Origin of the sequence: Streptomyces sp. NPDC046939, assembly GCF_040644575.1 — a bacterium.
Taxonomy (GTDB): domain Bacteria; phylum Actinomycetota; class Actinomycetes; order Streptomycetales; family Streptomycetaceae; genus Streptomyces.
The window spans coordinates 87646-99794 of the sequence record NZ_JBEYWV010000015.1 but is presented as its reverse complement, the minus strand read 5'-3'; the positions used below and the strand labels follow the sequence as shown (position 1 = coordinate 99794).

The following is a 12149-nucleotide window of genomic DNA, read 5'->3' as shown; positions in this document are numbered from 1 at the left end:
GTTCACCCGACCATATGCTTGGTAGGTACAGGTATTTTGCCGATCCGTGACGCGGCAACGGGACTGCGGAACGCGCCGCTCGGTGTTTACGTGGTGTCGGGACCGTTCCCGGAGTTCTCCTCGTCACGGAGGTGTCCGCCATGCCAGACGCCGCACAGCGGCTGAAGAACATCGCCGAGCAACTGCTCGGGAGCGAGCTCCCGGTGCGCCTGCGCGCCTGGGACGGCTCGGAGGCCGGCCCGCCCGGGGCCCCCGTCCTCGTCGTCCGCAGCCGGCGCGCCCTGCGCAGGCTGCTGTGGAAGCCGGGCGAGCTGGGTCTCGCGCGCGCGTGGGTCGCCGGTGAACTCGACGTCGAGGGCGACCTCTACGCGGCCCTCGACCACCTGGCCGAACTCATCTGGGAGCGCGACCCGGACGCCGACGGCGAGCGCAGAAGCGCCGTCCAGGCGCTCAGGGACCCGAAGGTCCGCGCCGCCCTGAAGGACCTCGCCAAGCTGGCCGGTCCCCTCCCCGCGCCCGCCCCGCCCGCCGAGGAGACGCGCCGCAAGGGCCGCCTCCACCTGCACACCAAGGGCAGCGACAAACGGGCCATCAGCCACCACTACGACGTCGGCAACGACTTCTACGAGCTGGTCCTCGGCCCCTCCATGGTCTACTCGTGCGCCTACTGGGAGTCGCCCGGCGCCACGCTCGAGTCCGCCCAGGGCGACAAGCTCTCCCTCGTCGCCCGCAAGCTCGACCTCAAGCCCGGCATGCGCCTGCTCGACGTGGGCTGCGGCTGGGGCTCCATGGCCATCCACGCCGCCCGCGAGCACGGCGTGAGCGTCGTCGGCATCACGCTCTCCCAGGAACAGGCCGCGTACGCCAGGAAGCGCGTCGCCGACGAGGGCCTCACCGACCGCGTCGAGATCCGCGTCCAGGACTACCGCGACGTCCGCGACGGCCCCTACGACGCCATCTCCTCCATCGGCATGGCCGAGCACGTCGGCTCCGCCCGCTACCTGGAGTACGCGAGCGACCTGTACGCCCTCCTCAAGCCCGGCGGACGGCTCCTCAACCACCAGATCGCCCGCCGCCCCCAGCAGGACGAGACGGCCTACGAGGTGGACGAGTTCATCGACGCCTACGTCTTCCCCGACGGCGAACTGGCCCCCGTCGGCACGACCACCGCCCTCCTGGAGCGCGCCGGCTTCGAGGTCCGCGACCTGGAGGCGATCCGCGAGCACTACGCGCTCACCCTGCGCCAGTGGGTCCGCAACCTGGAGGCCCGCTGGAGCGAGGCCCTGAAGACGGTCAGCCCCGGCCGGGCCCGCGTCTGGCGCCTCTACATGGCCGCCTCCGCCCTGAGCTTCGAGCGCAACCGCATCGGCGTGAACCAGATCCTCGCCGTGAAGACCCCGCCGAGCGGCGCGTCGGGGATGCCGCTGCGGGCGCGTACCTGGAACTGATCTGGCGTGTGAACCGTACGCGGACGGGGGCGCCCGGTGCTGATCACCGGGCGCCCCCAACCACGTACCGCCTCCCGTGCTACTCGGCCTTGATCGCCGTCAGCATGTTCAGGCGGGCGGCGCGGCGGGCCGGCCACAGGGCGGCCAGGATGCCGACGACCGCGGCGAGCGCGAGGAAGACGCCCATCCGGCCCCAGGGCAGGACCAGTGCGTACGTCGACATGGTCTGGCCGATCAGCTCGCCCGCGGCCCAGCCGAAGAAGACGCCGAGGCCGATGCCGAGCACGCCGCCGAAGAGCGAGATGACCAGGGACTCCAGGCGGACCATGCGCTTGATGCCCTTGCGGTCGATGCCGATCGCGCGGAGCATCCCGATCTCCTGCTGGCGCTCGAAGACCGACATGGCCAGGGTGTTGATGACACCGAGGACGGCGACGATCACCGCCATGGCGAGCAGGCCGTAGAGCATGTTCAGCATCAGCGTGAACATCTGGGCCACCTCGTTGGAGATGTCCTGGCGGTCCTGGATCTTGATCGCCGGGTTCTCGCCGAGCGCCTTGGTCAGCTTGTCCTTCGTGGCGTCGGAGGCGCCGCCGGACGTCTTCACCAGGACCTGCATGTCCGAGACGCCGTCGGTCATGTGCGGGTCGAGGGTCGGGGAGTCGACCATGATGCCGCGGATCATCTCGTTGGCCTCGTAGACGCCCGCGACGGTCAGCCGCTGCTTCTTGCCGTCCGCGTAGGTGACGGTGAAGTCCGAACCGGCGCTCCAGCGGTGGTCCTTCGCGGTCTTGTCGTCCACGACGACCCGCGTGCCGCCGACCGAGAACGTGCCGTCCTTCACGGGCAGGTCGACGAGGTGCCCGAGCGTCTTGCCGTTGACGCCGGTCAGGGACTCCCCGGTGCCGTCGATCCGCGACGGCGAGTCCGACATGCCGCTCGTGGCGGTGGTCCCGGCGGTCTTGTCGAGCGTCTCGCGGACGTCCGGGGAGAGCATGCTGCCGTTCGCCATGGAGACGACGTAGTCGGCCTTGATGGAGTCCGCCGCCATCTTGTCGATCGCCGACTGGACGCTGCCCGCGATGACCGTGAGCCCCGTGATCAGGGTCAGGCCGATCATCAGCGCCGAGGCGGTGGCCGCCGTGCGGCGCGGGTTGCGGACCGAGTTCAGGCGGGCCAGCTTGCCGGAGATGCCGAAGGCGCGCAGCAGCGGGGCCGCGGCGGCGATCAGCGGGCGGGAGAGCAGCGGGGTCAGGATGAAGACGCCGATGACGAGCAGCGCGGCGCCGAGCGCCATCGGGGCCTGGCCGGCGTCGCCCGCCATGGTGGTCGCGACGAGCACGGCGGCGACACCGGCGGCCGAGACGAGCGAGCCGAGCGTGTTGCGCAGGATCAGGGACTTGGCGGTCGGGGCGGCGTGCACCGCGTTCATCGCGGCGACCGGCGGGATCTTCGCGGCGCGGCGGCCCGGCAACCAGGCGGCCAGCATGGTGATCAGGATGCCGACGACCAGCGCGGAGACGACCGTGCCCATCGAGATGACGAGCGGCCCGTCGGGGATGACCGCGCCCGTGCCGTTCATCAGGGAGCGCATGCCCGCGCCGATCCCGATGCCGACGGCCAGACCGGTGACGGCGGCGACGGCGCCCACCACGAACGCCTCGACCAGCACGGAGCGCGTCACCTGGCGGCGCGAGGCACCGACCGCGCGCATCAGGGCCAGCTCCTTGGTGCGCTGGGCGACCAGCATCGTGAAGGTGTTGGCGATGATGAAGATGCCGACGAAGAGCGCGACGCCGGCGAAGCCGAGCAGCAGCCGCTGCATGGAGCTCATCGAGTCGGAGATCGCCTTGGCCTGCTCGTCGGCCAGGTGCTGACCCGTCTCCGTGTCCACGTTCTTCGTGCCGAGCGCCTTGTCGAGCCCGGCCCGCAACTGGTCCTGCGTGGTGCCCGCGGCGGCCCGCACGTCGATCTCGTCGTACGCGCCCGGCTTGTGGAAGAGCCGCTGCGCGGTCGGCGTGTCGAACAGGGCGAGGGAGCCGCCCGCCGAGACGTTGCCGTCGTCGGTGGTGAAGATGCCCGTCAGGGTCGGCGTCAGGACCGGCCCGTCCACGGACATGCGGACCTGGTCACCGATCTTGTACCCGGCCCGCTTCGCCGTCTCGGCGTCGAGCGCGACCTGGCCCTTGCCGTGCGGGGCCGTGCCCTCCTTGAGCGGGTAGCGGCTGTCCTTGTCGCCCCAGTAGTTGCCGCCCTTGGTGGAGAAGCCGCTGCCGACGAGCTTGCCGTCCTGGTCGGCGACGGCGGCGTAGCCGCTCAGCACGCCGTAGGCGGAGGCGGCGCCGGGCACGCTCTGCGCCTTCTTCAGCGTGGCGTCGGTCAGCTTGATCTCCTTGCCGACCTTGTCGGCGGTGCCGTCCTTCCAGCCCGGGGTGACGGCCACGTCGACCTGGTCGAACCCCTTGGACGAGGACTTCTCCAGGGCGGAGGAGATGGTGTTGGTGAAGACGAGGGTGCCGGAGACGAAGGCGACGCCGAGCATGACGGCGAGCACCGTCATGAGGAGGCGGGCCTTGTGCGCGAAGACGTTGCGCAGGGCGGTACGGAACATGGGTTTCTGCCAGTCCAGGGGTCGGCGGGGCCCCTCGGCCTAGTCGCCGTAGGGGCCGTTGTTTCGTGGGCGGACGCGGGTGCGTCGTGGCTGGGCGCGCAGTTCCCCGCGCCCCCTCCGGGTCAGCTCGTGCGGCCCTTGGCGTCGAAACGCTTCATGCGGTCGAGGACGCGGTCCGCCGTCGGCTCGTACATGTCGTCGACGATGCGGCCGTCCGCCAGGAACACGACGCGGTCCGCGTACGCCGCCGCCACGGGGTCGTGGGTGACCATGACGACGGTCTGGCCCAGTTCGCGCACGGAGTTGCGCAGGAAGCCGAGGACCTCCGCGCCGGAGCGGGAGTCAAGGTTGCCGGTGGGCTCGTCGCCGAAGACGATCTCCGGCTTCGAGGCCAGGGCGCGGGCCACGGCCACGCGCTGCTGCTGGCCGCCGGAGAGCTGCGAGGGGCGGTGGCCGAGGCGGTCGGAGAGGCCGACCATGTGGATCACGTTCTCCAGCCACTGCTTGTCGGGCTTGCGGCCCGCGATGTCCATGGGGAGCGTGATGTTCTCCAGGGCGGTCAGCGTCGGCAGCAGGTTGAACGCCTGGAAGATGAAGCCGATCTTGTCCCTGCGCAACTTGGTGAGCTGCTTGTCCTTGAGGGAGCCCAGCTCGGTGTCGCCGATGCGGACCGAGCCGGAGGAGAAGGTGTCCAGGCCCGCGACGCAGTGCATCAGAGTCGACTTGCCCGAGCCCGAGGGGCCCATGATCGCGGTGAACTCGGCCTGCCGGAACTCGATGGAGACCCGGTCCAGGGCGACCACCTGGGTCTCGCCCTGTCCGTAGACCTTGGAGAGATCCGTGGCGCGGGCGGCCGCCGCGGTGGTCCGGCCTGCGAGGGGGGTGGTGGTCACGGGAGGGTGCTCCTGTCGGGACGACTGCTGGGGACCTCTCCATCGTCTCGGCCGCCGTGGCGCGTGAAGTCAGCCGTTGTTCCCGTTCCTGGGGGCGACTTCGGTCGGACCACGCGGAGCGGTGTCATACCTGGGGATGACACGGACCCCTGAGGGAGGCGCCCTTGCGCGGCTCACCGGCAGGCGGTGAAATTCCGTCAATCCCCGGCGACGGGCCGTCAACCGTGGAAGGGCCCCCGGCAAGTGCGTATGGCTACTGTCTTGGGCTGATGCACCCTCAGACGCCAATAAAATAAGACAACATCGGGCCATCGGCCCGCTGGCCGGGGGAGGCCGCCGGATAGGCTCGGACGGTCTACGCGGAGCCCCACAGCCTGCCCGGATGGTGGAATGCAGACACGGCGAGCTTAAACCTCGCTGCCCCTCGCGGGCGTACCGGTTCAAGTCCGGTTCCGGGCACCTCCGACTCCTCGTCCCCTCTTCCCCGTCTCCGCGCGTTTCACCCGGCCCCTTCCACCCCTTCCGCCGTGGAGAGGATCCGTATGCGCACCACCGTCGGGATCATCGGGGCCGGTCCGGCCGGGCTGCTCCTGGCCAGGCTGCTGCACGACGCCGGGATCGACTCCGTGGTCCTGGAGAGCCGCGACCGGGCCTACGTGGAGCGCCGCCAGCGCGCCGGGATCCTGGAGCAGGGCACCGTCGACGTCCTGCGCGCCGCGGGCGTCGGCGCGCGCATGGACCGCGAGGGCCTGCCGCACGACGGCATCGAGCTGCGCTTCGACCGGCGCCGCCACCGCGTCGACTTCCCCGCCCTGACCGGCGGCCGGTCCGTGATGGTGTACGCGCAGACCGAGGTCTGCAAGGACCTCATCGCCGCCCAGCTCACCGACGGCGGCCCGCTCCTCTTCGAGGCGGAGGCGCTCGCCGTCGAGGGCGCCGAGAGCGACACCCCGCGCGTCCGCTACCGCCACGAGGGCGGCGAGAAGGTCCTGGAGTGCGACTACGTCGTCGGGTGCGACGGGTTCTGGGGCGTGGCCCGCGCGGCGGTCCCGGACGCGCTCTCGACCACGTACGAACGCACGTACCCCTTCGGCTGGCTCGGCATCCTCGCCGACGTCGCCCCCTCCCACGACGAACTGGTCTACGCCCGCAGCGACCGCGGCTTCGCCCTGCTGTCCATGCGCTCGCCCACCGTCACGCGCGCGTACCTGCAAGTCCCCGAGGGCACGGACGCCGACGGCTGGACGGACGACGAGATCTGGGACGAGCTGGACCGGCGCCTGGAGGTCGACGACCCGTCCTGGCGCCTCGCGCGCGGGCCGATCACCGCGAAGTCCATCACGCCCATGCGCAGCTTCGTCCACGAGCCCATGCGCCACGGCCGGCTCCTCCTCGCGGGCGACGCCGCCCACATCGTCCCGCCGACCGGCGCCAAGGGCCTCAACCTCGCCGTCGGCGACGTCGTCACCCTCGCCCGCGGCCTCACCGCCCGCCTCCACAAGGGCGACCCCGCGCTCCTCGACGCCTACTCCGCCACCTGCCTGCGCCGCGTCTGGCAGGCGGAGCGGTTCTCGTACGCCATGACGACCATGCTGCGCCGCGCGCCCGACGCGACCGCCTTCGACGACCGGATCCAGCTCGCCCGGCTCGACCGCGTCACCACCTCCCGCGCCGCGGAGACCGATCTCGCGGAGGCGTACACCGGCTTCCCGTTCTGAACGGCGGCGACCGGCTTCTTCCGAGGAACAACGGGAGTACCCCGCACGTTGTGCGGTAACAGGATGGGAAAGATCCTCCCTGAGCACTAGGGCCAGATCTTTGCCAGCCCATTACTCTTGTGGCAAGGCCATACACGGTGGCCATGGAGGAGTGAGATGAGGAGCAGCAACCCGGTCTTCTCGCGACGGGGGTTCAGCCGCGACAACGGCTACGCGCACTTCAACGCGCAGCCGCAGGCCGGGGGCCCCGCGGTCGGTACGCAGGCCAACCCGTACGGCCAGGCGCCCGCCGGCAACCCGTACGCGCAGAACCCCTACGCGCAGCAGGACGTGCAGTACGGCGCTCCGCAGGCGCCGGCCACCACCGGCCGCATGACGATGGACGACGTCATCATGCGCACGGCCACCACCCTCGGCGTCCTCGTCGTCACCGCGGCGCTCGCCTGGGCGTTCCTGCCGGTCGACGACGCCCACATCACCAAGTCGTACGGCATCGCGATCGGCGCCGGCCTGGTGGCGATGGTCCTCGGCTTCATCCAGGCGTTCAAGCGCTCGGCGTCCCCGGCGCTGATCATCGGCTACGCCGCGCTGGAGGGCGTCTTCCTCGGCGTCGTCTCCAGCGTCGTCGACAACCGCATCGCGGAGGGCGCGGCCATGCAGGCCGTGCTCGGCACGATGTCCGTCTTCGCGGCCGTCCTCATCGCCTACAAGGCGGGCTGGATCCGCGTCAACCGGCGGTTCTACGGCTTCGTGATGGCCGCCGCGATGGGCTTCGTCCTGCTCATGGCGGTCAACCTGCTGTTCGCCGTCTTCGGCGGCGGTGACGGCCTCGGCTTCCGCAGCGGCGGCCTCGGCGTCCTGTTCGGCGTCATCGGCATCCTGCTCGGCGCGTGCTTCCTCGCACTCGACTTCAAGCAGGTCGAGGACGGCATCGCGTACGGCGCCCCGAAGGAAGAGGCGTGGCTCGCCGCCTTCGGTCTGACCATGACGCTGGTCTGGATCTACATGGAGTTCCTGCGGATCATCGCGATCCTCCAGGGCAACGACTGATCACGGCAGTGACCCGATGAGAGGCCCGCGCACTCCGGTGCGCGGGCCTCTCGCCGTCTGTGTGTGGGGGAGTCGGGCGGCTAACCGAAGCGTCGGGCGGCGCGCCTGAGGTCGTACTCGTGGATGATCGCCTTCGCGTGGCCGTAAGCGAGGTCGTGCTCCCCGCGGAGCCAGCTCACTTTCTCTTCGAAGCGAAGGAAGCAGGGGCCTTCTTCGACGGTGCGCAGCCAGTCGGAGATCTCACGACCGGTGCAGTGGGGGATGCGAGCCAGCAGATTGCGGTGGGTCTCCGCGTAGAAGACTTGGGACATCGGCGCCTCCGGAACGCTTCGATGTGGCCTGTCCTTCACGCCACCGTGCCTGAGCGCCGCACGCTTGTAAACAGCTACAGTCGCCGAGTGCTTGATACGACGTCATTGACGGCCGCGGTGGACCAGTTCGCTGACCGGCTGCGGGCCGCGCCGCAGAGCCGGCTGCAACGGGGGGCCGCCGCGGAGGCCTTGGCCCTGGCCAGAGAGTTGTCCGCGCGGGCGCAGCGGATCGAGGACCCGGGGGCGCCGGTGCGGGAGATGCCCGACGCCGGGATGTTCGCGGCGGCGGACCAAGTGACGGTCGCCGCGCGGGACCTGGCGGTCGTCCTGCGGGACGCGGACGAACTGGCGGACGCCGTCGACCTGGTCGAGACCGCCATGAAGCGGGCCGGGATCTGACCCGCTCCCGTGCGGGTCAGGCGGACGCTATGACGCGGTCCGCCAGGATGTAGACGTTGTCGCCGCCGCACTCGAAGGTCAGCGCGTAGGCGCCCGAGACGCCGGAGCCGCCGAGCAGGACCGGGCTGTCGCCGTCGCGCAGGGCCGCGGCGAGCTGCTCCGCCGTCTCGCGGTGGCCCGGGGTCATGCACAGCGTCGTCCCGTCGGCGAAGACGTAGACGTCGAGGGTGCCGAGCGGGCCGGGGCGGACGTCGGAGAGGGCGGTGCGGGTGTGCGCCAGCTCCTCCAGACACGCCACCGTGCGCTCGTGGTCGCTGACGACCGGCGACTGCACGGGTACGAAGTCGGGGTGGGAGGGGTGTCGGCGCCGGGCGGCGGCCAGCTCCGGGGACTCTCCAGCGAACTCGTCCTCGGGCTCAAGGGCCGACTCGACGACCGACTCCACGACGGGCTCGACGACCGGCTCCAGACCCGCGAAGTCCGCCTGGCGCGGCAGGAAGAACTCGCCGCCGAGGACCTCGTCCAGGGACGCGCCGCCGCCCGCGAGGAACGGGGGCAGGTCCGAGGTGTCCCGGGCCTCCTGCGCCGCCCAGAACGCCCGCGCCTCCGCCAGCTCGCGCTCCCGCTCCTCGGCGAGGGCGTCGGCGACGGCGACCCGTATGGCATCCATGTCGGCGCTCAGGCCGGAGGTGGCGCGAGGAGCGGGCACGCCCGCTTGCGCGCCGGTGGCACGGGCGCGTGACACCTCTTCGCGCAGGTCCGCGATCTGTCGTCGCAGACCCCGGACGTTGTGCAGGGTGGCGGCGCCGACGGCCGTGGCAGCGGCCGTGGCGAGCAGCAGTGCAAGAGGGATGGCGCTCACTGACGTACTCCCGGTTTCAAGTCGACCCCCGACTTCCTACATCAGCTTGAAGCCTGGACGAACCGCCTGTCAGTGCATTACGTCACGAAATGGACAGGTCTTTTGTCCCGGTGTTTAGCTCACAAAGGGGCCGGGTACCGTCCTGACCTGCGAAATCCCTCTCCCCCGAGATGCACGTCACATCCTGGGGGAGATTGGATCACGATTGCGTAGCCCGCTCAGCTCAGGCGCTCGATGACCATGGCCATGCCCTGGCCGCCGCCGACGCACATGGTCTCCAGGCCGAACTGCTTGTCGTGGAACTGGAGGCTGTTGATCAGCGTGCCGGTGATGCGGGCGCCGGTCATGCCGAAGGGGTGGCCGACGGCGATGGCGCCGCCGTTCACGTTCAGCTTGTCCTCGTCGATGCCCAGGTCACGGGCGGACGGGATGACCTGCGCCGCGAACGCCTCGTTGATCTCGAACAGGTCGATGTCGCCGACGCCGAGACCGGCCCGCTTCAGCGCCTGCTTGCTCGCCTCGACCGGGCCCAGGCCCATGATCTCGGGGGAGAGGCCGGAGACGCCGGTGGAGACGACGCGGGCGAGCGGGGTCAGGCCCAGCTCCCGCGCCTTCGTGTCGGACATGATCACGAGGGCGGCGGCGCCGTCGTTCAGCGGGCAGCAGTTGCCCGCCGTGACCAGGCCGTCGGGGCGGAAGACCGGCTTCAGGCCCGCGACACCCTCCATGGTCACGCCGGCGCGCGGGCCGTCGTCCTTGCTCACGACCGTGCCGTCCGGGGTGGTGACGGGGGTGATCTCCCGCTCCCAGAAGCCGTTCTTGATCGCTTCCTCGGCGCGGTTCTGCGAGCGCACGCCGAAGGCGTCCATCTCCTCGCGCGTGATGCCCTTCAGGCGGGCCAGGTTCTCGGCCGTCTGACCCATCGCGATGTACGCGTCCGGGACCAGGCCGTCCTCGCGCGGGTCGTGCCAGGTCGTGCCCGTCTGCTCGGCGACGCGCGCGGTACGGGCCTCGGCCTCGGCGAAGAACGGGTTGCGGGTGTCCGGCAGCGAGTCCGAGTTGCCCTTCGCGAACCGCGACACCATCTCGACGCCCGCCGAGATGAAGACGTCGCCCTCGCCTGCCTTGATCGCGTGCAGCGCCATCCGCGTCGTCTGCAGGGAGCTGGAGCAGTACCGGGTGATCGTGCAGCCCGGGAGGTGGTCCATGCCCATCTGCACGGCGACGATCCGGCCCAGGTTGTTGCCCTGCTCGCCGCCGGGCAGGCCGCAGCCCAGCATCAGGTCGTCGATGTCGCGCGGGTCCAGCTCCGGGATCTTCGCGAGCGCGGTCTGGATGATCGTCGCGGTCAGGTCGTCCGCGCGTACGTCCTTCAGGGAGCCCTTGAACGCGCGGCCGATGGGGGAGCGGGCGGCTGAGACGATTACGGCTTCGGGCATCACGGCTCCAGGGTGTCTGGCGGAGTTCTTGGCGAACGGCAGGACCGCTTCGGAAGTTACCCGCCCGTATGGCGGGGGTCACGAGTGTGGGGGTGTGACCCCTGCCGCATTTTTCTAAGCGCTTGCTCAGGGCTCCGCCGGGTGGGCCGGGTTCTTGTGCGGGGCTGGTCGGGTTGGCGCCCGGCGCCCCTGTTTCGGGGCTCCGCCCCGGACCCCGCTCCTCAATCTCCCCCAGCTAACGCTGGGAGGTACCCCCAGAGGGGCTCGATGCGACTGGGCTCGAATGAGTCGGTACCGGGTCCTGGGTGGGGACTCGGCGGCGCTTGCGGCGCTTCAGCATGGCCCAGGGGCCGCGCGGGCCCGTCGGCATCGCGGCCGTGACCTCCGTGCCGCCCTCCTCGACCGCCTTCGCCGCCGCACGGGCCACCGGGAGGAAGCCCTCCGCGCGGGAGACGTCGGGGCGCTCCTCGTCGGGCCAGACGCCGAGGGCCGCGCACAGGGTGGGCAGGACCGCCATGGCCGCCGTCTGATAGCCCTCCGCGGAGGGGTGGTAGTTGTCGGGGCCGAAGAGTTCGCGCGGATTGGCGGAGAACTCCGGGCCGAGCAGATCCCCGAGTGAGATCGTGCGGCCGCCCTGCTCCACGACCCCGATGGTCTGCGCCGCGGCGAGCTGGCGCGAGGCGCGCCGGGCCAGCCAGCGCAGCGGCTGCTGCACCGGTTCCACCGAGCCCAGATCGGGACAGGTGCCGACCACGACCTCCGCACCGGACGTCCGCAGCCGCCGTACCGCCGCCGACAGATGACGTACGGACTTGGTGGCGGGGATACGGTGCGTGACGTCATTGGCGCCGATCATGATGACGCAGACGTCCGGCCGCCACTCCGGGTCCGCGAGAATCAGCGCCACCTGCCGGTCCAGGTCGTCGGACATGGCGCCGGGCAGCGCCACGTTGCGCAGCTGCACCGCCCGCTCCGAGACCGCCGCGAGCCCGGAGGCAAGCAGCGCCCCCGGGGTCTGCCGCGCCCGGTGCACCCCCTGGCCGGCCGCCGTCGAGTCACCCAGCATGGCGAACCGCAGCGGCTCGGCGCCCGCGTCCCCGTACGTCGTGCCGTAGAGGCCGTCCGCGGACGGGAGGTGGATCGGCGTGGAGCCGTGGTTGCCCACCTGGCGCCGCGCGAACTGCACCTCCGCGAGCACCACCCCGACCGCCGCCGCGCCCAGCAATCCGATCCCGCCGCCGCCGTACGCCGCCCCCGCGGCGATCCGCCGTGCCACCCTTGCCCTGCTCGACATCTTCCGCGGCCACCTCTTTCGCTTTTACGGCTCCCTGTGTGCTTGCCCCGTAAGCACGGTCCGTCAATCGCAACCGGGGATGAAGGGCCGATGTCCGGCATACGCTGACGGCAACCGTCCGTAG

General features: G+C 71.0%; 10 protein-coding genes and 1 tRNA gene. 5 read left to right on the top strand and 6 right to left on the bottom strand.

Annotated features, from left to right (window positions below):
* Positions 1–140 precede the first annotated feature (140 nt).
* A complete protein-coding gene (locus ABZ877_RS18365) occupies positions 141–1448 on the top strand; it encodes a cyclopropane-fatty-acyl-phospholipid synthase family protein (RefSeq protein WP_361071824.1) in 1308 nt (435 codons plus the stop codon).
* A gap of 79 nt (positions 1449–1527) precedes the next feature.
* Here the strand turns inward: ABZ877_RS18365 and ABZ877_RS18360 are convergent, their stop codons facing one another.
* The gene (locus tag ABZ877_RS18360) at positions 1528–4059 is read right to left on the bottom strand and encodes an FtsX-like permease family protein (RefSeq protein ID WP_361071821.1); all 2532 of its coding nucleotides are present in this window, start codon (positions 4057–4059) and stop codon (positions 1528–1530) included.
* 122 nt (positions 4060–4181) lie between these two features.
* On the bottom strand, positions 4182–4952 hold the full coding sequence (locus ABZ877_RS18355) for an ABC transporter ATP-binding protein (protein ID WP_361071818.1): 771 nt from the start codon (positions 4950–4952) through the stop codon (positions 4182–4184).
* 376 nt (positions 4953–5328) lie between these two features.
* On the opposite strand from ABZ877_RS18355, the gene ABZ877_RS18350 reads away from it, so the two are divergent.
* From ABZ877_RS18350 to ABZ877_RS18340, 3 genes are all read left to right on the top strand, one after another.
* Positions 5329–5411, top strand: a tRNA-Leu gene (locus tag ABZ877_RS18350).
* A gap of 83 nt (positions 5412–5494) precedes the next feature.
* The gene (locus ABZ877_RS18345) at positions 5495–6670 is read left to right on the top strand and encodes a 4-hydroxybenzoate 3-monooxygenase (protein ID WP_361071816.1); all 1176 of its coding nucleotides are present in this window, start codon (positions 5495–5497) and stop codon (positions 6668–6670) included.
* 156 nt (positions 6671–6826) lie between these two features.
* Positions 6827–7720, top strand: coding sequence for a Bax inhibitor-1/YccA family protein (locus ABZ877_RS18340; protein ID WP_361071813.1), 894 nt, complete (start codon positions 6827–6829; stop codon positions 7718–7720).
* Positions 7721–7800: 80 nt separating this feature from the next.
* Here ABZ877_RS18340 and ABZ877_RS18335 read toward each other — a convergent pair whose 3' ends face one another.
* Positions 7801–8031, bottom strand: a complete 231-nt coding sequence (locus tag ABZ877_RS18335) for a DUF4287 domain-containing protein (protein ID WP_361071810.1) — start codon at positions 8029–8031, stop codon at positions 7801–7803.
* Between the two features lie 87 nt (positions 8032–8118).
* On the opposite strand from ABZ877_RS18335, the gene ABZ877_RS18330 reads away from it, so the two are divergent.
* Positions 8119–8430: a hypothetical protein gene (locus ABZ877_RS18330; RefSeq protein WP_361071806.1), complete on the top strand. Its 312-nt coding sequence runs from the start codon at positions 8119–8121 to the stop codon at positions 8428–8430.
* A 16-nt stretch (positions 8431–8446) separates the two neighbouring features.
* Here ABZ877_RS18330 and ABZ877_RS18325 read toward each other — a convergent pair whose 3' ends face one another.
* The 3 genes from ABZ877_RS18325 to ABZ877_RS18315 all read right to left on the bottom strand — a co-directional run bounded on the left by ABZ877_RS18325 (position 8447) and on the right by ABZ877_RS18315 (position 12025).
* Positions 8447–9292 carry a hypothetical protein gene (locus ABZ877_RS18325; RefSeq protein WP_361071804.1) on the bottom strand — a complete coding sequence of 282 codons (846 nt, stop codon included), beginning with the start codon at positions 9290–9292 and terminating at the stop codon, positions 8447–8449.
* A 218-nt stretch (positions 9293–9510) separates the two neighbouring features.
* Entirely contained in the window at positions 9511–10731 is a 1221-nt protein-coding gene (locus ABZ877_RS18320; protein WP_361071801.1) for an acetyl-CoA C-acetyltransferase, read from the bottom strand.
* A 235-nt stretch (positions 10732–10966) separates the two neighbouring features.
* On the bottom strand, positions 10967–12025 hold the full coding sequence (locus ABZ877_RS18315; protein WP_361071798.1) for an SGNH/GDSL hydrolase family protein: 1059 nt from the start codon (positions 12023–12025) through the stop codon (positions 10967–10969).
* Positions 12026–12149 lie beyond the last annotated feature (124 nt).